Below are 23,673 nucleotides of genomic sequence, written 5' to 3' on the forward strand. Positions count from 1 at the left end.
CGTGCTGCTCAGGTGAGCGGAGGATACGAGATTCGAACTCGTGAGGGTGTAAACCCAACACGCTTTCCAAGTCTGTCGTGCCGCGTCCGCCTGGGCACATGACCGCCCTACGTAGCGACGTCTCCTCGCCGAGAGACCTAACCGGATGACGGGGAACGTGGCTGAACGAGACGACAACTGAGACGGCCGACCGTACCCTCCGCCTAAAAGTTGGAGCCACTAACCGCAATCAACGCGAGGCAGTGTCAGGTATCCGACAGGTGGGAAGCGCTTCAGTTATATCACCGGCACGCTGGGTCAAGTTCTGGGTAGGCGTGCAGCACGTGGGGAGCGGAGCGCATGGTCAGACCTGTTCTGGAGGTACGAGTTGACTTCATGGACCGGGACCCGTCGCTGCACACCTTCTGTCCAGGGTATGAACTCGGTCGGTGGCGAGCGACGGAGCTGGCTGAGGACGTGTTTGAGCGACACCTGGCCACCTTCGCTCTTCCTTACTCGGAATATATCGAGATAAACCACGAGACGGCCGCACGGAGCCTGCGCCGAGCCGCTAGGTCAATTTATGCCACCGAGAAGTACTCGAAGCGTGGCGAGTTCGGTGAGCTGATACTCCATTCGATTATCCGGGACACGTTCAACTCGGTTCCCGCAATCAGCAAAATATACTTTAAGGATGGCCCGAACGAGACCGTCAAAGGCTTCGATGCGGTCCATGTCGTAGAGATAGATGACGAACTGGAGCTGTGGCTCGGCGAAGTCAAGTTTTACGAGAAGCTAGACCGAGCCATCCGTGACGTGACGGACGAACTTCATGAGCATCTAAAATCGGATTACTTGAGGCGTGAGTTCAGCGCGATTACAAACAAGCTGGATCCAATGTGGGAGCACGCCGAAAGAGTAGCGAGGGTTCTAGATGAAAATACGAGTCTCGATGAAGTCTTCGATGCTGTCACAATACCTGTACTTCTAACGTACGACAGTAGTGCGGTGGGCGCTAATAAAAGACTATGTGATGAGTACGTAAGTGCACTCAAAGAAGAGGCATCCAGGGCTTGGGATTCTTTTCACAGTAAATGTGACGATGCCTGGGGCGTTCGCCTCCGTCTAATTCTTCTGCCGATGCTCAAGAAGACGTCTTTGGTGGAGGAATTTCAAGAGAGGTTGCTCGCATGGCAACGTCGCTGAGCCTCGCTGACGCAAAGCAGGCATTGCGGTCTCAAGAGCATCTGAATGGCAACGCCTTCGCTATCTTGGGCACAATCGCTCGGGCGGCATCCTACCCCGACCAAGCAGACGAGTCCCGCGACCTCTTGGTACGTATGCTCGATCGGAGGGACGATCTCAATCCCTCGTATCTTCCCCTACTGGAGGCCCTCGTTGTCCGGCTGGGTCTCTACCCCTACGTTCGGGATCCAAATCTCCTGCCAACTAGCGACCAGCTCGCCTTTGAATATCACCGGCCGGAACCGTTAGAGGAAGAAGGACTCTTTGTCTTCCATGCCATGCAACGGGTCGTTTTCGACAGGCTTATGGGTGGCCAAAGCGTCGTTCTTTCCGCGCCGACATCATTCGGAAAGTCGGCGATTACCGATGCCCTTGTAGCGAGCGAGAAGTGGGCAAATATTGCCATTGTTGTTCCGACTCTTGCTTTGATAGATGAGACCCGGCGTAGGTTGTCGAGATTCTCGGGCTCATACAAGATTGTTACCTATCCAAGTCAACGATTTGGGCGCAAGACGCTGATGGTTATGACGCAAGAACGGCTATTGGAGGTAGAGGATCTTCCTCCAATCGGCCTCTTCGTTATTGATGAGTTCTACAAGTTGGACCCTGTTGGAGACGCTGACAGGTCAACCCTACTGAACATAGCCTGGGACCGTCTCCGAAGAACTGGCGCACAGTATTACTTGACTGGCCCCAACGTTGATAACCTTCACGAAGCGCTGCCATCCGAGCTTCACGAGAACTTAATTGTTACGGACTTTCGGACCGTAGCTGTAGATGAAGAGCAAGTCAGAACAGGTGATGAGAGAGAAAGACTAGCCGAGGTTTGCGCCCGACTTGACCCTCCTACTCTCATCTACTGCAAGTCTCCCAAGCGGGTTAGGCAGGTGGGCCGGTGGCTGCTGGAAGATGGTTTAGGCCAAGATTCTCCAGAGTTGGCGGCGGCCTCGCACTGGGTCGGTGACAACTACGATCCCGAATGGATATTAGCGCAGTGCCTGAAGGCGGGAATCGGCTTGCACCACGGCCGGGTTCCGCGAGCATTGCAGCACCACCTGGTCCGTCAGTTCAACGGCGGGTATCTCAAGTATCTGGTGTGCACCTCCACCCTTATCGAGGGGGTTAACACCGCCGCGCAGAACGTCATCATAATGGACGGCAAGCTCAGCACCAAGAAGCTGGACTACTTTACGTTCAGTAATATTCGTGGTCGGGCGGGCCGTATGTTCAAGCATTTCGTCGGGCGGGTGTGTGTATTTAATAGTCCGCCGACGATCTCGCAAACTACTGTAGACATACCAATCTCTTCGCAGTCTTCGCGAGCGTCGACCGCTGCTCTGGTTCAGTTGCCGACTGACGAGCTGTCGGTTGAGTCCTACGAGCGGATGCGGCATATCTACGAGCAGGACTTATTGAGCATCGAGGTAATCCGCGCTAACAAGGGAATGGACCCTGACAGGCAGTTAGAGCTTGCTGAGGAAATAGCATCGAATCCGGGCTCATACAGCAACTTGCTTTCATGGACTGGCATCCCGCGCTGGGAAGATCTCAAAGTGATTTCCGAGCTCATTATGAAGTATCTAGTCGAGCCGGGGCAGCGCGGAAGAGTTACAGCGCTTTCGCTCGCCACGCGCTTAAACACAGCTCGGCGGAATCCGGGCGATATTGCAGCTATGGTTGAAGCACAGCTTCGGTTCTCGGAGGATCGCGATGAAGCCGTTGAGGATGTTCTTTTTTTCCTCCGCAACTGGGTTGGGCATACGGCGCCGAGGGCGATTGGTGCATTAGATCGCATTCAGCGAGAGGTTCTCCGGCGGTTCGGATTGCCGACGGGAAACTACCGCTTCTATATCGCTCAGCTTGAGGCGCAGTTCCTTCCGCAGTGCTTTATTAATCTTGAGGAGTATGGCCTCCCGACGCAAGTGGCGCAAAAGCTTAGGGTTCTAGGCCTGCGGGGTGGCGAGTTGGATGACCTCTTGATCCGGCTGCGGGTAGTCGCAGCCAACCCCGCCCTCCTGGAGATTCTTGAACCATTTGAACAGGAAATGTTTAGTGAGGTGGTCGCGGGGCTCGGGCCGCAAACGGCGCAGGAGTTTTAGAAAGCTGCGGCGTGATTTATTCGAGAGTGTTTCCCTTTAACTCTTACTCGGATAGCAGGAGATGGTCGGGGATATCCGTCAGACTTATTAACTGGCGGGGGTCGATGAACCGTCGCGCGACTAGGAGTCCCGCCTCGTGCGCCTCATTGCCTGCGTGGCTCGCCGAGGCGTCCGAGATCAGCCACGGCGTGAAGTTGTGCTCGAAGGCGTCCACGGCCCCCTTCAAGACGCAGCTTTCGTTAGCAATGCCGCAGAAGTAGAATTCGTCCCACTCATGCTGCTTGAAAAGCGCAACGCCCTCCGAGGTGAACGGGCTGTAGATCCTCTTGTCAAGCGTTACGCCCTGGTTCAGGTATGGAAGCAACTCGGGCACGAAGTCAACCTCGGGAGAAGACTGGAGCCGTTGCCAGCCAAAAGAGCGCTCGAAGGGACTGCCGGGATAGTTGATGTACCGAGTGAAGAGTGTATCGCCGCCGGCTGCCTGCCACCGGTGCACAAGGTCGGCAACGACAGAACGATGTGCGCTGACTGCTCGCGTACGAAGCCTTTTTGCATATCGGTCACGACAAGTCTCGGTGGGCTACGCCTCCTGGTCCGGAGTCGTGTATCACCCGATCTAAGCCGAGCGTTCCCTGACCGAAGCCGAGATGATCGCCTGCTGGTGCCCGCCGGCCTCGGGCGGTGGCCGCGTGAGCGCCGCCCGTCTGCACCTGGTCACCAACCAGCAGGACGCGACCCGCCGGGCAGTCGCCGGGCGGGCCGCTGTGGGATGTTCCAGTGCCCTTGACCGGGCCGACTGCGGCGCCGCCACCGTTCCCGGTCGACGTGTTCCCGCGATGGTTGGGCGACATGGGGCATCATGGGCTGGTCTAACTCCGCGATGGTCGTCCGCTACCAGCACATGACCGATCAGGTGCGTCGGGACATTGCTCAGCAGCTCGGCGATCTTATCTGGAAGTCGCGCGAGTAGTGCTTATAGAAAGTCGATGGCGGGCAGCTAGCTGCCCGCCATCGACTTGCGGCACTTACACTAGAAGAGGTGAATCTCTCTGGTTTCTCCGTCAGGGCTAACCACCCTAAGCGATTCGCCGGCATCAAGCATCCGCTGCACCCAAGCATATAGTTGCACTGCTCGGTTGATCGTGTCCGTCTTGCTGTCACCGGTTGATTCGCTTGCTTGCTCCAGCGCCGCAACTGTCCTTGGAAGCAAGTTCACGGTTACCTTGGTCAGCGAACCTCCATGTCCGCGAGCCGTCGGCGGTGCAGGTGGTGCGAGACTGCCTTCTGGCCGGGATTGATCGCGCTGTGGGCCGTGATGTTCTTGGAATGGAGCAACGGCGGTCGCGGATGGCATTGCCTCTCCCCTTCGTGATCCTCGCTCCGGGTGGCTGTTGCCGCAGCCGCCCGAAGGGCGAGGCCTCTACTGCGAGGCTGCTGGTCTGTGTTGGTCTCAGTGCTGATGGCCGGCCGCTGCAACGGACGGCCATTCCGGGTGCGTCTACCTTGCCTGACGCGTACCCGCAAAGGCAACCCTGAAACCATATGATGTATGGCTCATGCTCCTAGGGGAACGAGCGCCAGCCGGTGAGGTTACGTTCCGAAGTGCGAACCGGACAGGGGGTAGGAGTGGGGGACGTTCGGGCCCATGCTACGTTCTCCGTCCAACGCTTAGCGGTATAACGACCAGCTTTAGGAGGTACAGAAGCTGGCCGTCGTGGTGAGTGTAAGTCCCGCAAGTGCCCCTTGTGTACCTTTTGAGCAGAAGGACAGGTGCATGCCGAGGAAAGACAACGGCAGGTCGGCCCAGACGGAGGTCGACTTCACCGTCACCGAGCCGCAGCCCGACCCGTCGGATGAGCGTCGTGCTCGCCTCCGGATTCACCAGCGGGGAGTTGAGTGGGAAGGGCGCGATCTTTCGGCGAGCGCGGTCACGGGCGTGATCGGTCTCTGTTTGATGGCCGCGATCGCCGGAGGGACTGTGGCGGCCTCGCAGTTCATGGCCGACGGGGGAGGCGTCATGCTTCTGGGCGGAGGGATTCTCGCCGTGCTGATCGGCGTGGTCACGGTGATCCTTGTGGTCGCTCAGCGAGACCGTCGACCCTCGCAGAGCGGTCAGCGCCAGGGTCAACGAAACGCGCGGCGTGGCCGCGCCGACAACCGCAAGGGCGTCGCTGGTAGGCGGACATCGCGTCGCCGCCGGTGACTGAGACGACATCGACCGCAGAAGACGACTCAGGGCCGGTCCCGTGGGGGCCGGCCCTGTCGTTTTTCCAGCTCAAGCGAGCGGAGGATACGAGATTCGAACTCGTGAGGGTGTAAACCCAACACGCTTTCCAAGTCTGTCGTCCAACGTTCGCCCACAGTCGCTGAGGTCTGCGGCCACGGCAGCCAGTATCGGACGACCGCTCCGGACCTGAGCCGAACCCTGGCGAACGAGACGAAGACTGAGACGAGGCAGACGGGCGGGCGCAGGAGCCCCAACGGGTTCTCCGGCCACTGCTCGCGCTGGTGCAGGCCGATGCTCATCTGGATCTTACGAAAACGATTCGTTACGATGCCGCAGTGAGCGAGAAGGGGTTTAGTCCAGACAAAGTTAAACATCTAGAGATGATTCAAGCGATTATAACTAGGCTCGGAACCAACTCCTTCTTGATTAAGGGATGGACTCTAGCTATTGGGTCGGCATTCTTTGTGGTTGCGACGAATCGACTGAGCTGGAAGATTGTTGCGGTAGCCTTCGCTCCGATAGTGATTTTCTGGATGCTCGATGCATTCTACCTTCGACAAGAGCGGCTTTTTCGTCGTCTATACGACGACGTGCGTCGACCACAGTCCAGGGTGGAGCCATTTTCAATGGACTGTAGCCGCTACTGGAATGATGTGTCGCTGGCGAACGCCTTCTTTTCTATGACGCTTCGCTATTTTTATGGGGTCTTGTTTGTCATCAACTTTGCCTTCTTTATGGGTGCCTTGATTCGTATTTCCTGACTGAGTCTCTGATAACTCCTGCCACCCCTTCCGTGGCCGAGTCGCTCCAGGGTTCGCTTGGTGGCCAGATGTCTCCGATGTGATCTCCTGTCCAGCGTGGAACCAGATGCAGGTGTAGGTGGAAGACCGTTTGAGTGGCGGCAGCCCCTGCTGAACTAATTAGATTCATTCCATCTGGAGAAAGTGCTCTTTTGATCGCATTTGCGACCCGTGTCGTTGCCTCTATTAGAGGGGCTCCGGCGCTGGCGTCGAGTTCGTAGATGTCTACGATGTGTCTTTTAGGAATGATTAATGCGTGGCCCACGGCGGCGGGACGCAATGGAATGAATGCGACCGAATCGTCGTCTTCGAAAACTATTTCGGCTGGAGATCTGCCGGCAGCGATTTCGCAGAAATCGCAGTCGGGCATGGGTGCTCGTGGCATGACCTTCCAATCATCAGTGCTTGAGGGATGGGTTCATGTCGGATTGGCGACAGACTGTTGCCGGATGCGAACTAGGGTGCGGGCTGCCTGGTAGCCTCCAGTGCCTACTTGATTGGGAGGGTTTGTGGCTAGGAAAGTATTCTACAGCTTTCATTACAAGCAGGATTCGCACCGTGTTTCTCAAGTCCGCAACATCGGTACGGTCGAGAAGACCACGCCGTTGCTTACTGGGAACCAGTGGGAAGAAATCAAGCGTAAGGGAGATGTTGCTGTTCAGAACTGGATTGACGGCCAGATTTCCGGCAAATCCTGCACAGTGGTGCTGATCGGCCAGTACACCGCGAACCGCCGATGGGTGAACTACGAGATTGAAAAGTCTTGGTTCGACGGGAAAGCTGTCCTGGGCGTGTACATTCATCGGCTCAAGGATCTTGGAGGGCGAGAATCCCTGCAAGGCGGTAATCCTTTCGAGAATTTCACGCTGAACTCTCGCTCGCTGTCCGGTATCGTGAAAGCTTATAACCCGACTGGCTTGGATAGTCGAGCTGTTTACGCGACGATAGGCGACAACCTCGCCACCTGGGTGGAGGAGGCGATCGCTATTAAGTCGAAAAACCCGGGAGCACTTAGGCGCAGGTGAGACCGACGTCCCAAGAGGGTCGCGTGGTGGTTGTACGACACCACGCGGCCCTTACTTCTTGACTACTGCTGATTATCGTCAAGAAGCGCTGGTGGTATCTCAGCCTGTGTAATCAACTGGCTGGCACCGATGAATCGACGGGCAACAAGCAGCCCTGCGTTGTGTGCCTCGGCCCCAGCATGGCTGGCGGATGCGTCGACGATCAACCACGGTGTCAAGTTGCGTTCGAATGCATCCACCGCACCCTTAAGAACGCAGCTTTCGGTGGCAATCCCGCAGAAGTACAGATCCGTCCAGCCGCGATCTGCAATTAGCTTGGCGCCCTGCTCTGTGAATGGACTGTAGATAATTTTGTCAAGAATGGTTCCGCTTCTTAAGAATGGTTCAAGCTGGGGAATGATGTCTATCTCGGGCGATGATTGAAGTTTCCGCCAGTCGAAGAACCGCTCAAAAGGGCTATTAGGATAATTCAAGTAACGAGTAAAGAGGGTGTCCGCGCCGGCTCTTTGCCATCGGCGAACCAGATCGACAACGACAGGGACGATGTGCGCCGACTGCTCTCTCACGAAGCCGTTCTGCATGTCGGTCACGACAAGTGCAGGGCGACCAGATGTCATTTTCTTAACCTCGATCCGTATCGCGGAGAGTCTCGATGGCTTGGTCTAGGGCTGGCATTAGGTCACACGTCCGCAGGATTGCTCGGCGCATTGCCTGGTGTTGTCCGGTCTCCCGCAGGCGGGAAACAGTAAGTCGGGACCGTACTCCCCGAAGATAGCGCCACCCGTGCTCCGGCGGTACCTGCGGATCTCTTCCCAGTTCCACTTGACGGGCGATCGCGTCGCTGTACGCCCACATGGATTGAATCGCAAGTTCGCAAGCGATCATTTCGGACTCGGTCAGAGAGCGGTCGGCTGATATTGGGTGGTACACGACTCCAGACCATGAGGCGTAGCCCGCCGATATTCCACGTACGCCGAATGATTCGATGCCGACATGATCGTACGCCTCAGACAACAACGACTGCTCAACCAGCTCGGCATGTGCCAGATGTTCGTCGTCCATAGGTCTGCCACGGTGAAGCAGAACCTTTGGCGTCGACATGATGCGCAGGGCGGCATCTAAGAGTTCAGCCGGCCACGCTGGCTCAGTAACCCATTGGGCGCCCAGGACGTATACCGCCGACTCGTCCTCGGCCGGCGCAATGGGTGCAAGGTAGTCGGTGGCCCATTTGATGTTGTCGCCATACGACACCTCCCGCCATGCGGCCAGTGCCGCAATCGTGGACATCTGGACATGCTCGACAAGGTGGAAAATTGCCGACCCGCATGGCCAGACGTACAGGGTGCAGTCGCCTTCCGGATGCTCGACAGGGGCTGAGTAGCAGGTATGCCATTCTCCCCTGGCTTGGGCACAGGCCGCGCTATCCCGCAACCGGGCTGCCCCCTCAGCGCCGACGAACGCCGTCACGAACTTGTGGGATCGCGCTGTGAAGTGCGGCCGGTCCACGGCGCTGCCGGTCAGTTCGCCGAAAAGGTCGTGTGGCTTTGCGTCGTACGCAAGGCAGTAGAGCTGTCGGTAAATCGGGTCAGTGACCGCCACACGCCCGGTCTCGTGGCGGTACATCGCCTTCTCGATGGCCTCGACCGTGGGTGTCTCGCGGATGCCGCCTTGCTGGCCGATGCGGTGCAGCTCGCGCGCGGCGCGCTTGCGCGACTCCCAGCCGACCGCCTTGCGGCGGTTGACCAGCACCAGATTGGGCTTGAACTGCCGTGGGACCTCAATGGACATGGGCCGTGTCCTTCGTGTCCGTGTGTAGGACCTGCCCGGATCGCCGCCCGGCGGGCAGTCTCATTGGCAGGCGAGCAAGGTGCCGCCGCAGACGGGAGCCGAGGAAGGGAGGCACCAGATGATCCGACTTAGCCGGTGGTGCCTCGACGCGGCCTCTCGGCCTGCCACTTCCGGATGGTCTCGGGCTGCCACGCCGGGGACCGGCCGAATACCCGGTCAGGCGCGGGAGCTTGCCCGCGTGAGACGTATGAAGCCCAGGTTGCGCGACTGATCGGGACACCTACCGAAGCCAGGTAGGTGCGTACATGGTCCGTCGTCCACCAGTCGGCGGGCAGGTCAGCATCGGTCATCAGTACAAGCCTACGCGGTACAGGTGCTTGCGCGAATACAACGTGAAGTTGTAGCGTCACGAATACAACGCCACGTTGTACCGGCCGGATGGCTCGGGGAACGACGGCACACGTTGCCGCACGCCCATGAGACGCCGGATCAGGTCGTTCATTGAGAACTCCATAGCGACAGGAATGAGCACGCGAGACGCCGCCGAGCGGCATCCCTGCCTTGAACCACCTGGTGGTCGACGCCGGTAGGTCCCGGCCGAGCAGGGCGAGCGGAGCGGATACCGCGTGCTGCACAACCTCGGGACTGAGCCGCGACGACTACCGACCCGGTTGCCGTCGCTGGCTCAGATCCGAGGGTTCCCCCGCTGTTTCGACCTGTACCGGAGGTTCCCGTGAGGAAACGTCTCGCACTCGTCAACACTGAGCCGACCGCCGCCGACCTGGCCGCGATCGACACTGAGTGGCCGCTAATCGCCGCCGAACTGGACGTACTCGACGCCGAAATCACCCTGATCAACGCCGAGAACCACGGCGGCCCGACCGCCCTGGACTGGCGTCGGCTGCGCCGGGCCGAGTCCCGCGTGACGCGGGCCGCCGCCGAGGTGGCCGCCCGCACGACCGGCCCGGATCGCGCGGCCTGATGTCCCGCATCCGCGCCGCGTTCCACGACCCGGACGGGACCCGCTACGGCATCCCTACCTTCTGGTGGAAGGGTGCCCCGCCGGGTTACGCGACCCGTCGTCAACTGCGTGCCGCTGGTCTGCGGCCTGGTGGTCAGCCGGTGGCCGCGCAGATCCTCTGGCGCGGTGTCGGTGGCAACCGGGTGGCGTACCTGTACCGGGTGGAGTTGGCCCGGCCGAAGCGCACCGCCACCCCCGCCCAGATGCGCGCCATCGCCGCCGCTCTGACCGCCCGCCGTACCTGCCGCGTGTGCGGTGTGGTCCGGCCGTACTGCATTCCGCGCTCACTCGGTGAGTGCGTCGACTGCGCTTACCCGATGGAGGAAGCCGCATGACCGCCCCCACGATCAACGGCACCAAGTATCCGCAACCCGTCGACGCCCTACTGCCCGCCGCCCGTGCCCTGCCCCTGCCGGACGGGCAGGAGTTCCCGTCGCGGAACCGGTTGATGCGGGAGTTCCACATCGGTGCGCCGAAGGCCGACGAGGTGTTGGCCCGCCTCAAGTCCGAGCACGACCAGCAGACCCGCACCCAGCAGTTGCGGTCCGCGATGGCGGTGCGGGGTGGACTGCTCACCCCGCAGACCGACACCCCCGCCCCGGTGTTCGACTACGCCGAGCCGATCGGCCCGAACCCGCCCCCGGCGCCGACCGTGCCCGAGCACACGCCGCCGACCACCGACCCGACGCCCATCCCGGCGCCCGTGCGGGACGCCGAGGTGACGACGGTCGGACACCCGGACACGCCCACCCCACCCCCGCCGGTCAAACCGGGCAAGCCGGTGGCTGCGTGGCCGGTGATCCTGCTGGCGCTGCCCGCGTTCGTCGCGGTGTGGTCCGGGTGGGTCGGACTCGGCGGACTCACCGGGTTCGGGGTGGTGCACCCGCTGCCGGGCATCTGGGACAGCCTGGCCATCAACACCGCGATCACCCTGCCCGTCGGCGTCGAAACCTACGGCGCGTACGCCCTGTACGTGTGGCTGTCCGGACGGGTACCGCCCCGCGCACTGCGGTTCGCGAAGTGGTCGGCGCTCGGGTCACTGCTCGTCGGCGCGCTCGGTCAGGTGGCCTACCACCTGCTGGTCGCCGCCGGAATCACCGTCGCCCCCTGGTGGATCACCACCGCCGTGTCCGTCCTACCCGTCGCCGTACTCGGCATGGGCGCCGCCCTGGCCCACCTCGTGAGGGAGGGCCACTGACATGAGCAGCGACTTTCAGGCGTTCCGCCGATCCGGGCGCACCGGTAAGACCCGATCGGTGAGCGAGCCGGGTACCGCCGAGCAGGCACGCCACGCGGCCGACGCGAAGCGGCAGAAGCTGCGGCAGGGCTCGTCGGACACCTTCGAGGTGCGCAAGCCCCGCACGAAGTAGCCCCGCCCGGCGGCACAGCCCAACGGCCTAGGAACCAGTGCTGTGCCGCCGGCCCACCCCTGTCAGCCGTATCGACCTCGGGAGTTGCCTTTCATGTTCGCAGACTCCACGGGTTCCCGCGCGGCCGTGTTCGCGGCCGTGTTCGTCGCTCTCTACGTCGCCCATCAGGTGGGTGACCACTGGGTTCAGACCCAGCATCAGGCCGACTGCAAGGGCCAGCCCGGCTGGCCGGGACGCCTCGCCTGTGCCGCGCACGTGGCCACCTACACCGGCACCGGCCTGCTGGCGTTGGTGTTCCTGATCGCCGGTACCGGCCTACGCCTCGACCCGTGGGGCGTGGCGGTGGGACTCGGTATCTCGGCCGTGACGCACTACATCGCCGATCGGCGCACCCCACTGCGGCGCATCGCTGACCACCTCGTCGCGGGCCGCTTCTACCTCCTCGGCACCCCCCGACCCGGCCGCGACGACAACCCCAGCTTGGGCACGGGCGCGTACGCCCTCGACCAGTCGTGGCACGTCGGGTGGCTGTTCGTCGCCGCCCCTGTTCTGCGCGGCCTGACCACTCCCATCGGGCACCCCCCACACCCGCCGTGGTGGGTGCCCGTGTGGGAGCGGTCAAACCCGCCGACCGCCGCCATTGGGAAGGGAGGCCCGACGTGGGCCGCAAGTACCTGTTCAGCGAAGACGCCAACGGCCGGTCCCGGGAGATCAAGGTCGACCCCAAGCACCTCGACCGGCAGATCCGCGACGAGCGGGCCGCCGGTCGCACGCCGACCGTGCTCGACGAGGACGAGCGCATCCGATTCGGACTGCTCTCCCGGCAGCACGAGGGCCGGTGATCGCCGGCCACCCGCTGACCCTCTACCCGGCGGCACAGCACCTGGCCTGGAAAACCGTGCTGTGCCGCCGGTCCTCATCCCCTGACAGGTTGGAGGAAGACCTCATCATGACTGCCCCTGACGAGGGTTTCGACTGGCAGGCCGCCGAGACGGACCTGACCAACACTCCCGGCCCGGGTGCTGAGGTGGTGGACCTGGACGCGGCGCGGTCGCGTCGGGTCCCGCCGCCCCGCACCCCCACCGACACCACCGACGACACCGACGACGACGGGCCGGAGGATGCCGAGACGGTCGACGCCGGTCCCGATCGGGTCGGTGGACTGGTGGACATGGCCGACGACATTCCGGCCGACGTGGCGGGCCGCCAGCAGCAACGCCGTCCGATCCTCGCCGACTGGGCGCGGTCCGGCCGCGCGCTGCGCGCCGCCGTCAAGCACCAGAGCAAAGATGCCGGGTACGTGACCGCCTACCACGGCGTCCGACTGCCGAAATACGCGGTCAAAGCCCTCGCGTGGGCGCCGATTGGTGCGGTCCGCAGCATCGGCAACGCCGTGCGGTGGGCCGCCGCCGAGGAAGGGAACTGGCATCTGCGGCAGGCCGCCGCGTCGCGGGGTGACGCCGACACGTGGTTGAAGCTGGACGCCCGACGGCAGCGTCAGTCGGTGTGGCGGTGGTGGGTCCTCGCGGCCGGAACCGCAGGCACCGGAACCGGCGTCATCGTCCTGGCGGCTGGTCCGTCGTGGTGGTCGGCGGTAGCCGGCGCGGTCGTGGTGCCGTGGCTGGCGACCCGTGGTCGCCCGGCCGACAGGCCGTTGACGGATCGGGTGTCGGAGGGCACCCGCTACCGCAAGCTGACCGCCGAGTTGGTGCGTCGGGCGCTGACCTCGTTGCAGATGGCCGCGATCAACTCGGCGGTGGCCAAGGACCCCAAGGCCATCACCTTCCCGGTCGACATTCACCGGGACGGCCCCGGTCACCTCGCCGTGGTGGACCTGCCCTACGGCGTCGAAGCGGCCGAGGTCGTCGCCCGTCGGGGACGCCTCGCCTCGGCGATGCGTCTGCCGTTGGATCAGGTGTGGCCCGAACCCGCCCCCGGCCACACCGGACGCCTCGCCCTATGGGTCGGCTACGAACCCGCCTCACAGATGAAGCAACCCGCGTGGCCGCTGCTGTCCGGCACGGCGCGGGTCGACGTGTTCAAGCCCTTCGCGTTCGCCACGACGCCGCGTCTGGACACGGTGGCGGTGGATCTGATGTTCCGCAACTTCCTGTTCGGCGGACAGCCCGGATCGGGCAAAACGTTCGCGTTGCGGGACCTCGTGTTGGCCGCAGCCCTCGACCCCCGGACGGAGATTCGCGGCTACGAGTTGAAGGGGGTGGGGGACTTCGCCGTGTTGGAGCCGGTGATGGCCGAGTACGGCAACGGCTTCGACGACGACACCCTCGCCCGCTGCTTCGGGTTCATCGAGTGGCTGTACGAGGAATGCCGCCGCCGCTCCAAGCGCATCGAGCACTACGCGAGGCTCGGGAAGGCCCCCGAGAACAAGGTGACGCCCGAACTGGCGTCGCTCAAGGGGTCCGGGCTTCATCCGCTGGTGGCGTGGTTCGATGAGTTGCAAGAGCTGATGACCAGCAAGTACGGCAAGGATGCCGGGGAGTTGTTGGAGAAGGTCATCAAGCTGGGCCGGGCGCTCGGGGTGATCATCCTGATCGGGACGCAGATCCCGGACAAGGAGAGTCTGCCGACCGGTATCACCCGCAACGTCAACTCCCGGTTCTGCCTGTCGGTGGCCGATCAGACCGCGAACGACATGATCCTGGGCACCTCGGCCTACAAGCAGGGATTACGCGCCACCGTGTTCCAGCCGGTCATCGAAGCCGGGTGGGGCATCCTGCGCGGGTTCGGGTCGAAGGCGTCGGCGGTCCGGTCGTTCTACGTCGACACCACCGCCGCCGCCCGCATCGTCACCCGCGCCATGGCACTGCGGCAGAGCGCCGGGACGCTGCCCGTGCCGGACGAGCAGACCCGGCAGGTGGCCCCGGTGGCCGATGTCCTCGGCGACCTCGCGCAGGTGTGGCCGGGGGATGAGAAGTCGGCGTGGAACGAGACGCTGTGCGGGCTGCTCGCCGAACTGCGACCCGACGTCTACGGGGGGTGGGAGGCCGCGCAGCTCACCACCGCACTCAAGCCGCATCCGTTGATCAAGGTTGCCGACAGGGGTCGGCGCATCGACGGCAAGTCGGTGACGCGGCGCGGGATCAAGCACACCGATCTGTTGGCTGCGATTGCTGAGCGTGACCGGAAGCGGTCCGCCGACTAACCGGTCCGGAGGGTGCTAGCGCTAGCAGCACTGGCCGCTAGCGCTAGCACCCCCGCTAGCACCGAAACCGAATCATGAGCTGCCCTCTAGCGGATAGCAGCTCACAGCCTCACACACCCCAAAACCCGGCCGGGAGGCTGTCATGGACCCCCTGCTCACCGCCGCTATCACCCTGGCCACCATCCCCGCCCTGGTCACCCTCGGTTACGGCCTCGTCTGTTGGGTCGCCCCGTTCAAAACCTGCAAGCGGTGTGCCGGGACCGGGCAGACGACGACCCGGTTCCTGCGTCGGCCGCGTGCCTGCCGACGCTGCGACCGGGGCATGAGGCTGCGCACCGGACGCCGCCTCTACAACACCTTTCACCGACTGCGCAGCGAGGCGCGCCGGTGAACCGGCGGGCCGCCGGTCACACCGACTGGTGCGGCCGGGACCACCGCTGCAACCTCGGCGAACACCGCTCCGACGAAATCGTCATCGACATCGCCGGACGGGCGCGGGCCGTGCTCGTGCGGGTGCGAACGACTGCCGGACGCGACCACGCCGAGATCCGAGTCCGCGTGGCGCTCGCCCCGGCCCAGGTGGCGGCCCGCCGTCAGTTGGTCGGGCTGCTCGGTGACCTGCGGCAGGCCGTCACTCGTGCGGCGATCGCGGGTCGGCCTCGGCCAGGTCGGGCCGGGCCGTGAACGGCGGGCGGTGCGGTCATTGGATCGGCACCGCTGGCCGCTACTGCCACACCACCGACCGGCTGCGGCCCTACCTGCAAGGGCTGCGCTGTCCTGCCCACACACCCGCCGCTCTGGCCGGGCGGCCCGAGGTTCCGTCAACGCCTATCCACGCTCCGACCATCCCGCAAGGGAGTCTCACCATGACCCATGACCTGCTTACCGCAGCGCTCGGCCATGCCGAACGCGGCTGGCACGTCTTCCCGCTACGTCCCGACGACAAGCGACCCGCGTTCCCCGATCACCCCGCCGACCGGTGCGCCGGTCGTGACCCGCGCTGCCGTGCCGGGCATGTCGGGTGGGAGGCGCGGGCTACCACCGACCCGGACCGTATCCGCCGCGCCTGGACCGTCCGGCCGTACGGCATCGGCATCGCGTGCGGCCCGTCCCGTCTGGTCGTGGTCGACCTGGACACGCCGAAGGAGCCCGAGACGGGCGGGCGGGACGGCCTGGCGGTGCTCGCCGAGCTGGCCGACGCGCACGGCGCGACCATCGATCCGACGTACACCGTGACCACCGGTCGGGGCGGTACGCACCTGTACTACCTGCACCCGACCGGCGGGCCGCAGTTGCGGAACACAGCCGGCACGCTCGGGCCGATGGTCGACACCCGCGCCGCCGGTGGCTACGTCGTGGCCGCAGGTTCCACCGTCGCCAGCCGCCCCTACACGGTGGCGCTGGACTGCGACCCCGGCCCGCTGCCCGCGTGGCTGGCCGACCTACTCGCCCCCGCGCCGTTGCCGCCGCAGCGACCGGTGGTGGTCGACCTGCCCACCGACCGGGCCAGCGCGTACGTGCGTGCCGCCATCAGCCGGGAAGTCGACCGGGTGACCAGTGCCGCCGCCGGGGAGCGAAACCGCACCCTCTACGTGGCCGCCGTGGCGCTCGGGCAGTTGGTAGCCGGTGGCGCGCTCGCCGAAGACGACGCTCACAGCGTGCTGGAACAGGCGGGGGTGACGGCCGGGTTGCGCACCACCGAGGCGTACCGCACCATCCGATCCGGCCTCACCGCCGGTGCCCGCCGGCCTCGGGCGGTGGCCGCATGAGCGCCGCCCGTCTGCACCTGGTCACCAACCACCCGGACACCACCGCCGGGCAGTCGCCGGGCGGGCCGCTGTGGGATGTTCCAGTGCCCTTGACCGGGCCGACTGCGGCGCCCCCACCGTTCCCGGTCGACGTGTTCCCGCGATGGTTGGGCGACATGGTGACCGGCGTGGCCCAGTTCACCGCCACCGACCCGGCCATGGCCGGCACCCTCGCCATGGCCGTGCTCTCCGCGTGCGCGGGCGGCCGGCTGGAAGTCGAACCCGTGGCCGGGTGGCGGGAACCGGTCAACATCTTCGCCGCCGTCATCGCCGGCCCCGGCGAACGCAAGAGCCCGGTGCATCGGGCGATGACCGCACCACTGTTCGCCGCACAGACCACGCTCGCCGACGCGGCCCGACCTCGGATCGCCGAGGCCGCCGCGCTGCGAGACATCGCCGACCGGCACGCCGAGCAAGCCAAGACGGCAGCGGCGAAGGCCAGCGACCCGCACAAACGCGACGAAGCAGCGGCCGAGGCGGTCGCCGCCGCCATCGCCGCTGAGGCCATCACCGTCCCTGGCCTGCCGAAACTGATCGTGGACGACGCCACCCCCGAAGCGCTGATCGGGTTGATGGCCGCCAACGGCGGACGCATGGCGATCATCAGCGATGAAGGCGGGATCTTCGACACCCTCGCCGGCCGCTACTCCGGCGCACCCAACCTCGACCCGTACTTGAAAGGTCACGCGGGACAGCCGATGAGCAACGAACGGCAGACCCGCGAAGGCGCATCCGTCGAGAAACCAGCGCTCACCGTGTGCGTGATGGCGCAACCGACCGTGCTACGCAAGTTCGGCGGAAACGCCGACCTCGCCGGACGCGGCCTACCCGCCCGGTTCCTGTTCGCCCTACCCCGATCCCTCGCGGGATGGCGGCCGGTGGACACGCCCCCGGTGCCCGAGCAGGTGACCGCCGGCTACCGCCACCAGGTACACGACCTGGCCGCCACCCTCGCCGAATGGACCGACCCGGCCGTGGTCACCCTCACCGACGACGCCAGCCGCGTACGGCGGGCCGCCGCCGAGCAGGTCGAGACCGAGCTACGGCCCGGCGGAAGCCTGTACGAGATGCGGGAATGGGGTAACAAGCTCTCCGGTGCCACGCTGCGCCTGGCCGGGCTGTTGCACGTCGCGCACCACCCGGCGGACGGATGGCGCCGGCCGATCGACGCCGACCGCATGGCCGACGCCGTACGCCTCGCCGAGTTCTTCGCCGCGCACTACCGGACCGCGCTCACCACCATCGGCAGCGACACGGCGGTGGAGAACGCCCGATACGTGCTCGGCGTCCTCACCGGCAAGAGCATGGCCACCTTCACCCGCCGGGAGCTACACCGCCGAGTGTCCCGCCGGCTACCGAAGTCCGACGACGTGTCAGCGGTGCTCGCCGAACTGGCCGCGCTCGGATGGGTCCGCACCGGGCCGGACGGACGCTACGAACTCCACCCCCGCGCCACCGCCGAGCAGGAGCCCGGAAGCGTTGACACGCTGACACCCGACCCCGACAGCGACGTTTCCGCAGGTCAGGATGCCAGCGAGGATGTCAACGGGCCGCGTTGACAGCCGTTGACAGCCGTTGACAGGCGTTGACAACCCACCACCGGCCCGCCCGGTGTCAACGGGTGTCAACGCCTGTCAACGGGCACCGTTGACACCCACACACCCGGCACCACCTGCGGAAACGCCCCCATGTCGGCCGATTGTCAACGTGTCAACGCTTCCCGGCCCCACCACCGGACGCCACCGGCCACCCGACCGGCTCGCCCGTGGCCGGAAACGGCCGGTTGAGAGCGACTGAGAGCGCCACGCCCTACGCCCAACACCGGGACACCCGAGATCTTGCCTCTACGGCGCTCTCAGCGGGCCGTTCCATGCCCTTCTGTGGCGATGCCTCCCTGTTCCTCCACAAGTGACCGCCACCGACCGGAAGGCCCTCACCGTGCGAATCAGGCTGCACGGCACACCCGCTGAAACAACCGCAGCACTCGACGCCCTCGCCCACGTGCTGCACATCCGCCACGCCTCCCGGCCCTACCCAGACCGCCGCCCCCTGTTCCAGCGCATCTACCTCGACGCCACCCCGAGGGAGGACACCCCCCGATGAGCACCCCCGACAACCGCATGGTTTTGACCATCGAGCAAGCCGCAGAGCGACTCGGTATCGGCCGCACCACGATGTACGCCCTGATCAAGACGGGCCAGATTCGCACCGTCACCATCGGCCGACTGCGCCGAGTCCCCACCTTCTGCCTTGACGAGTACGTACAGAGCCTTCTGTCCAGCCCGACGCAACTCGACCAAGCCGCCTGACGAAAGGAGCCCGACGAATGGGAAGAAAGCCGAACGGCGCATCCAGCATCTACAAGGGCGGTGACGGCTACTGGCACGGCCGGGTAACGGTCGGCGTCAAGGACGATGGCAGGCCCGACCGGCGGCACGTTCAGGCGAGGACCGAGGCCGAGGTAATCCGCAAGGTTCGTGCCCTGGAACGGGAGCGCGACAACGGAACGGTTCGGAAGCCGGGCAGCCGCTGGACGGTCGAGAAGTGGCTTACGCACTGGGTCGAGAACATCGCCGGCCCGGTGGTGCGGACGAACACCCTCGACGGCTACCGGGTCGCCGTTCGTCGGCACCTGATTCCCGGTGTCGGTGCCCACCGCCTTGACCGCCTGGAGCCCGAACACCTGGAACGGCTCTACGTCCGGATGATGGCCAACGGCAGCGCGGCTGGCACCGCCCACCAGGCGCACCGAACCATACGCACGGCACTCGGCGAGGCGGTCCGTCGTGGGCACCTCGCCCGGAACCCTGCCGCGCTGGCCAAGCCGCCCCGCCTGCCGGATTCCGAGGTGCAGCCGTACTCCGTCCCGGAGGTACAGGCGATCCTGCGCGCGGCATCGTCACGGCGGAACAGCGCGCGATGGGCGGTGGCGCTGGCGCTCGGTCTGCGCCAGGGCGAAGCGCTCGGCCTGAAATGGTCGGACGTGGATTTGGACAACGGATCGTTGACCGTCCGCCGGGCACTGCTTCGGCCGAAATGGCGGCACGGGTGCGACAGGAAGTGCGAACAGAAGTTGCCCGGTCAATGCCCCGAGCGGGTGAACGAGCGCCCGGTTGCGGCTGACACGAAATCGCGTGCTGGTCGACGCTCAATCGGTCTGCCGGACGCCCTGGTCGACCTGCTGCGACGGCACCGGAAAGAACAGGACGCCGAGCGCGAAACCGCCGCGCAACTCTGGCAGGACGAAGGATGGGTATTCGCCTCACCGACCGGCGAGGCGATCCACCAGGCGACTGACTACGACGAGTGGAAACGGCTTCTCAAGCTCGCCGGAGTGCGGGACGGCCGACTGCATGACGCCCGGCACACCGCCGCCACCGTGCTCCTGGTTCTCGGCGTCTCCGGCCGCGCCGTGATGGGCATCATGGGCTGGTCCAACTCGGCGATGGCCGTCCGCTACCAGCACATGACCGACCAGGTACGCCGGGACATCGCGCAGCAACTCGGCGGACTGCTCTGGGGCGACCCGCCGACCGGGCCGGGGGAGAAGGCCACCGAGCCGCCGCCCGACCAGCCGGAACAGGGCAAGTGAGACGACAACTGAAACGAGAGCGACCGTAGACACGACTCAGGGCCGGCCCCTTCGGGGGCCGGCCCTGTCGTTTTTCCAGCTCAGGCGAGCGGAGGATACGAGATTCGAACTCGTGAGGGTGTAAACCCAACACGCTTTCCAAGCGTGCGCCCTAGGCCTCTAGGCGAATCCTCCGTCGAACAGAGTACAGGTCCCTGCCGACCCGCCAACCCCACCACCCCCTGAGGATCGGGGACGGGTCGGGTAGGCTGGAGCCACCTCCCGTGCGGCGGTATCTCGTGAACCTCCCCAGGGCCGGAAGGCAGCAAGGATAAGCGAGCTCTGCCGGGTGCACGGGAGGCCTTTCTGTCTCCGGCACCGTGCCTCCCCTCCCACCCGGCGTGGTCGGGCGCTGAGCTGTCGGTGTTAACAAGGGGCCCTTCCTCTACCGGAGGCGTTAACAGGGTGCCCTTCCTTGCATCCCGGAACACCCGGTTCAGCGGGGTGGGTGGTCAGTGGGGTGTGCGCGGGGCGAGAATGGCGCGGTCGAGAGGAGGCGGGACGCCGTGGCACTGGCGCTCTACCGCAAGTACCGGCCGCGTACCTTCGCCGAGGTCATCGGGCAGGAGCACGTCACCGAGCCGCTGTCGCAGGCGCTGCGCAGCGGACGGCTCAACCACGCGTACCTCTTCTCCGGGCCGCGTGGCTGCGGCAAGACCTCCAGCGCCCGGATCCTGGCCCGGTCGCTCAACTGCGAGCACGGTCCGACCCCGGAGCCCTGCGGCACCTGTGACTCGTGTCGCTCGCTGAGCGGCGACGGGGCCGGCTCGCTCGACGTCATCGAGATCGACGCGGCCAGTCACGGCGGTGTGGACGACGCCCGCGAGCTGCGGGAGAAGGCGTTCTTCGCGCCGGCCAACAGCCGCTTCAAGATCTATGTCATCGACGAGGCGCACATGGTCTCGTCGGCTGGCTTCAACGCCCTGCTCAAGCTGGTCGAGGAGCCGCCGGAGTACGTCAAGTTCATCTTCGCCACCACCGAGCCGGAGAAGGTCCTCGGCACGATCAAGTCGCGGACCCACCACTACCCGTTCCGGCTGATCCCGCCGAAGACCCTCCGGCCATACCTGGAGCAGCTCACCGAGGCCGAGGGCGTGCAGGTCGAGCCGGCGGTGTTTCCGCTGGTCGTGCGCGCCGGTGGGGGCAGCGCCCGGGACAGCCTCTCGGTGCTCGACCAGCTCATCGCCGGTGCCGGCCCGGACGGGGTCAGCTATGCCCGGGCCGCCGCGCTGCTCGGCGTCACCGACGCGGCGTTGATCGACGAGATGTGCGACGCGCTGGCGGCCGGGGACGGCGCGGCGGCGTACGCGACCGTCGACCGGGTGGCCGAGGCCGGGCACGACCCGCGCCGGTTCGCCTCCGACCTGCTGGAACGTCTGCGCGACCTGATCGTGCTCCAACAGGTGCCGGACGCCGCCACCAAGGGGCTCATCGACGGGCCGGACGACCAGATCGAGCGGATGGCCGCCCAGGCCCAGCAGCTCGGGCCGGGCACGCTGTCCCGGTGCGCCGACATCGTGCACGACGGCCTGGTGGAGATGCGGGGTACCACCGCGCCCCGGCTGCTGCTGGAGCTGATCTGCGCCCGGATGCTCCTGCCCGGCGTCGACGACTCCACCGGCGGCCTGCTCCAGCGCCTGGAACGCATGGAACGTCGGCTCACGCTCGCCGGCACGGACGCGCCGTCGGCCGCCGTCGGCTCCGCACCCGCGACCGAGCCCGCCGCCGTACGCTCCGCGCCTCCCGCCGCGCCCGCGGCTGCCGCCGCGCACCGGGCCGGGACCGGCACGCCGGCTGCCGCCCCCACCTCGACCGGTCCCGCCCCGACGGGAAGTGCCGCTGTCACGCCCGACTCCGACGGCACCGCCCACACGGGCGGAGGCGCCGCAGGTGGCTCCGGCGGCGATGCGGGTCAGGCCGAGCCGGTCGCGCCGCGTCGTCAGGTGCCGCCGTCGGCCGTCATGCCCGACCCGGCGACCCCGGAGCCGCCCCGCCCCGGTGCGGCGGCATCCGGCGAGCTGGACGCGGTGGCGGTGCGCCGGGTCTGGCCCGAGGTGGTCGGCAAGGTCAACCGGAGCAACAAGCGGATCGCCGCGCTGATGCGGGACGCGGTGGTGCGGGACCTCGACGGTGACACGCTCGTGGTGACCGTGAAGTCGACCGTGCTGGCCAAGATGATGACCGACCACGCCCGGGTGCTCACCGACGCGCTCTACGAGGAGTTGGGCGGGCGCTGGCAGATCCGGTGCGAGGTGGCCGGCGAGCGGGGCGGCATGTCGCCCGGCAACCCGCGTGCCGCCGGCTCGGCTCCCGCCCGTCCGACGCCCGCCGCCGAGGCTCCGAGCCGTCCCGCCGCCGAGGCTCCGAGCCGTCCCGCCGCCGAGGCTCCGAGCCGCCCCGCCGCTGAGGGGCCTGGCCGTCCCGCTGGTGCGGGGACTCCGGTCGACAGCGGTTCGTCTGACGGCACGGCCCACCCGGGCTCCGCTGGCCGCGCTCCCGGAGGCTCCGCTGCTGCGGGTCCCGCCGGTGCGGCAGCGGCCGGTCGACCCGGCGGCGTCGACGCGGGCACCGGCGGTGGTGCGAACGCTGGCCCCGGTGCTGCTGACGCAGGCCGTGCCGGGGGCACGGCCGGTGGGAGCCCCGGTGGCGCGACTGGTAGCGCACGCTCCGGTGGTGCGGCCCACACGGGTGCGCCCGGTTCTGCGCACCCCGGTGCTGCCGGACGACCGCAGGGCCGGGCAGGTGGCGGTGGAGGTCCGTCGGCCGCGTCGAGCGAGGACGACGACGAGGGCTGGCCGGAACCGGCGCGTCCCGGTGGCTCGACGCCGCCCGCCGAGTCGGGCGGGTCGGGCGGGTCGGACGAGGGCTGGCCGGAGGCGGCCCGGCCGGGCGGTGCGTCCGCGTCGACCGTCGCCCCGGCAGCGCAGGCCACGGTCGCGGACGGCCGGTCCGCTCCGGCGTCGGGCGGTCACGCCGTGGAGGCCGCGGCAGGCCGGTCCGGTGCGGCGGCCCCGCCCCGGCAGGCTCCGGCGGGCAACGGCAATGGCAGCGGCAGCGGCGGTGCCGGTGGCGCACCGGTCAGCAGCGCGATCGCGGCGGCCCGGGCGGCGGCGGCCGGGCGGGGTACGCGTACCGCTGGGGCGGGCACACGTACCGCTGCGGCGGGCCGGCGGACTGCGGACGCGGAGTTTGCCGGTGAGCCGCCGTACGATCCGGACTTCGACGGTCCGGGGCGCGGTGGCGGGCGTCCCGGCGGTGGCCCGCCGGCCACGGCGCCGGTCTACGAGGGTTTCGACCCGGGCGACGAGCCGGGGGACGAGGTCATCGACGAGAAGACCGCCCGGGAGTCCGGCGAGGCGCAGGCGGTACGTCTGCTGCGGGAGGCGTTCGGCGCCGAGAAGATCGACGAGGTGCCGACCCGCTGACCCACGCGCCGCGCCCGATGGGTGGGGTGCGGTAGCCGGGGTGTGGCCGCCGAGGTGTGGTCGGTGGGCATGGTTAGGGTGGGCGTGGTCTT

Annotated in this window: 22 protein-coding genes, 1 tRNA gene, 1 other RNA gene and 2 pseudogenes; 21 read left to right on the forward strand and 5 right to left on the reverse strand. The window is 66.1% G+C overall.

All coding sequences use genetic code 11. The features are described 5' to 3' along the window. Positions 1–339: 339 nt before the first annotated feature. Together ACWDVW_RS24455 and ACWDVW_RS24460 are read left to right on the forward strand one after the other, a co-directional pair. Complete coding sequence (locus ACWDVW_RS24455; RefSeq protein WP_449952974.1) at positions 340–1,185, forward strand: HamA C-terminal domain-containing protein; 846 nt, start codon at positions 340–342, stop codon at positions 1,183–1,185. Beyond that, positions 1,170–3,323: a DEAD/DEAH box helicase gene (locus ACWDVW_RS24460; protein ID WP_449952977.1), complete on the forward strand. Its 2,154-nt coding sequence runs from the start codon at positions 1,170–1,172 to the stop codon at positions 3,321–3,323. The genes ACWDVW_RS24455 and ACWDVW_RS24460 overlap by 16 nt, the downstream gene beginning before the upstream one ends. 43 nt (positions 3,324–3,366) lie before the next feature. Here the strand turns inward: ACWDVW_RS24460 and ACWDVW_RS24465 are convergent. Next, a pseudogene (locus tag ACWDVW_RS24465) lies at positions 3,367–3,878 on the reverse strand (cysteine hydrolase). 1,219 nt (positions 3,879–5,097) lie between these two features. Between ACWDVW_RS24465 and ACWDVW_RS24470 the strand changes: the two are divergent. Together ACWDVW_RS24470 and ACWDVW_RS24475 are read left to right on the forward strand one after the other, a co-directional pair. Then, positions 5,098–5,526 (forward strand): hypothetical protein, encoded by a 429-nt coding sequence (locus ACWDVW_RS24470; protein ID WP_449952980.1) that lies wholly within the window; start codon positions 5,098–5,100, stop codon positions 5,524–5,526. A gap of 359 nt (positions 5,527–5,885) precedes the next feature. Next, positions 5,886–6,311, forward strand: a complete 426-nt coding sequence (locus tag ACWDVW_RS24475; protein ID WP_449952982.1) for a hypothetical protein — start codon at positions 5,886–5,888, stop codon at positions 6,309–6,311. Here ACWDVW_RS24475 and ACWDVW_RS24480 read toward each other — a convergent pair. Then, the gene (locus ACWDVW_RS24480) at positions 6,283–6,735 is read right to left on the reverse strand and encodes an HIT family protein (RefSeq protein WP_449952985.1); all 453 of its coding nucleotides are present in this window, start codon (positions 6,733–6,735) and stop codon (positions 6,283–6,285) included. The two genes, ACWDVW_RS24475 and ACWDVW_RS24480, sit on opposite strands and share 29 nt — an antisense overlap. Before the next feature lie 124 nt (positions 6,736–6,859). Here ACWDVW_RS24480 and ACWDVW_RS24485 point away from each other — a divergent pair, with 124 nt between their 5' ends. Further along, positions 6,860–7,375 carry a TIR domain-containing protein gene (locus ACWDVW_RS24485; RefSeq protein WP_449952988.1) on the forward strand — a complete coding sequence of 172 codons (516 nt, stop codon included), beginning with the start codon at positions 6,860–6,862 and terminating at the stop codon, positions 7,373–7,375. Between the two features lie 62 nt (positions 7,376–7,437). Here ACWDVW_RS24485 and ACWDVW_RS24490 read toward each other — a convergent pair whose 3' ends face one another. Further along, positions 7,438–7,992, reverse strand: coding sequence for a cysteine hydrolase (locus ACWDVW_RS24490; RefSeq protein ID WP_449952991.1), 555 nt, complete (start codon positions 7,990–7,992; stop codon positions 7,438–7,440). 4 nt (positions 7,993–7,996) lie between these two features. Further along, positions 7,997–9,163: a hypothetical protein gene (locus tag ACWDVW_RS24495; RefSeq protein ID WP_449952994.1), complete on the reverse strand. Its 1,167-nt coding sequence runs from the start codon at positions 9,161–9,163 to the stop codon at positions 7,997–7,999. Between the two features lie 733 nt (positions 9,164–9,896). Here ACWDVW_RS24495 and ACWDVW_RS24500 point away from each other — a divergent pair. The 14 genes and pseudogenes from ACWDVW_RS24500 (at position 9,897) to ACWDVW_RS24565 (ending at position 20,117) form a co-directional block, all read left to right on the forward strand. After that, positions 9,897–10,145 carry a DUF6284 family protein gene (locus ACWDVW_RS24500; RefSeq protein ID WP_449952996.1) on the forward strand — a complete coding sequence of 83 codons (249 nt, stop codon included), beginning with the start codon at positions 9,897–9,899 and terminating at the stop codon, positions 10,143–10,145. Next, positions 10,145–10,519 carry an RRQRL motif-containing zinc-binding protein gene (locus tag ACWDVW_RS24505; RefSeq protein WP_449952999.1) on the forward strand — a complete coding sequence of 125 codons (375 nt, stop codon included), beginning with the start codon at positions 10,145–10,147 and terminating at the stop codon, positions 10,517–10,519. The genes ACWDVW_RS24500 and ACWDVW_RS24505 overlap by 1 nt, the downstream gene beginning before the upstream one ends. After that, positions 10,516–11,382 (forward strand): ABC transporter permease, encoded by an 867-nt coding sequence (locus ACWDVW_RS24510; RefSeq protein WP_449953002.1) that lies wholly within the window; start codon positions 10,516–10,518, stop codon positions 11,380–11,382. The genes ACWDVW_RS24505 and ACWDVW_RS24510 overlap by 4 nt, the downstream gene beginning before the upstream one ends. 1 nt (position 11,383) lies before the next feature. Further along, on the forward strand, positions 11,384–11,554 hold the full coding sequence (locus tag ACWDVW_RS24515; RefSeq protein ID WP_449953005.1) for a hypothetical protein: 171 nt from the start codon (positions 11,384–11,386) through the stop codon (positions 11,552–11,554). Between the two features lie 93 nt (positions 11,555–11,647). Then, a pseudogene (locus ACWDVW_RS24520) lies at positions 11,648–12,116 on the forward strand (transcriptional regulator). A 97-nt stretch (positions 12,117–12,213) separates the two neighbouring features. Next, positions 12,214–12,396 carry a hypothetical protein gene (locus tag ACWDVW_RS24525; protein WP_449953008.1) on the forward strand — a complete coding sequence of 61 codons (183 nt, stop codon included), beginning with the start codon at positions 12,214–12,216 and terminating at the stop codon, positions 12,394–12,396. A gap of 107 nt (positions 12,397–12,503) precedes the next feature. After that, positions 12,504–14,717, forward strand: a complete 2,214-nt coding sequence (locus tag ACWDVW_RS24530) for a cell division protein FtsK (protein WP_449953010.1) — start codon at positions 12,504–12,506, stop codon at positions 14,715–14,717. A 142-nt stretch (positions 14,718–14,859) separates the two neighbouring features. Further along, positions 14,860–15,108, forward strand: a complete 249-nt coding sequence (locus tag ACWDVW_RS24535) for a hypothetical protein (RefSeq protein ID WP_449953013.1) — start codon at positions 14,860–14,862, stop codon at positions 15,106–15,108. Beyond that, the gene (locus tag ACWDVW_RS24540; protein WP_449953016.1) at positions 15,105–15,401 is read left to right on the forward strand and encodes a hypothetical protein; all 297 of its coding nucleotides are present in this window, start codon (positions 15,105–15,107) and stop codon (positions 15,399–15,401) included. Before ACWDVW_RS24535 ends, ACWDVW_RS24540 begins: the two co-directional genes overlap by 4 nt. 182 nt (positions 15,402–15,583) lie before the next feature. Continuing rightward, positions 15,584–16,486, forward strand: a complete 903-nt coding sequence (locus ACWDVW_RS24545) for a bifunctional DNA primase/polymerase (protein WP_449953019.1) — start codon at positions 15,584–15,586, stop codon at positions 16,484–16,486. After that, positions 16,483–18,084: a YfjI family protein gene (locus ACWDVW_RS24550; protein WP_449953022.1), complete on the forward strand. Its 1,602-nt coding sequence runs from the start codon at positions 16,483–16,485 to the stop codon at positions 18,082–18,084. The genes ACWDVW_RS24545 and ACWDVW_RS24550 overlap by 4 nt, the downstream gene beginning before the upstream one ends. Positions 18,085–18,463: 379 nt before the next feature. Beyond that, complete coding sequence (locus ACWDVW_RS24555; RefSeq protein WP_449953024.1) at positions 18,464–18,628, forward strand: hypothetical protein; 165 nt, start codon at positions 18,464–18,466, stop codon at positions 18,626–18,628. Next, complete coding sequence (locus tag ACWDVW_RS24560; RefSeq protein WP_449953027.1) at positions 18,625–18,834, forward strand: helix-turn-helix domain-containing protein; 210 nt, start codon at positions 18,625–18,627, stop codon at positions 18,832–18,834. The genes ACWDVW_RS24555 and ACWDVW_RS24560 overlap by 4 nt, the downstream gene beginning before the upstream one ends. Positions 18,835–18,851: 17 nt before the next feature. Further along, the gene (locus ACWDVW_RS24565) at positions 18,852–20,117 is read left to right on the forward strand and encodes a tyrosine-type recombinase/integrase (RefSeq protein WP_449953030.1); all 1,266 of its coding nucleotides are present in this window, start codon (positions 18,852–18,854) and stop codon (positions 20,115–20,117) included. A gap of 89 nt (positions 20,118–20,206) precedes the next feature. Here the strand turns inward: ACWDVW_RS24565 and ACWDVW_RS24570 are convergent. Further along, positions 20,207–20,291, reverse strand: a tRNA-Ser gene (locus ACWDVW_RS24570). Between the two features lie 81 nt (positions 20,292–20,372). Between ACWDVW_RS24570 and ffs the strand changes: the two genes are divergently transcribed. Both ffs and ACWDVW_RS24580 read left to right on the forward strand, forming a co-directional pair. Then, positions 20,373–20,462, forward strand: an RNA gene (gene ffs / locus ACWDVW_RS24575) — signal recognition particle sRNA small type. Positions 20,463–20,662: 200 nt separating this feature from the next. Next, entirely contained in the window at positions 20,663–23,581 is a 2,919-nt protein-coding gene (locus tag ACWDVW_RS24580) for a DNA polymerase III subunit gamma and tau (protein ID WP_449953033.1), read from the forward strand. The last annotated feature ends 92 nt before the right edge of the window (positions 23,582–23,673 follow it).

Source organism: Micromonospora sp. NPDC003241 (assembly GCF_053589795.1).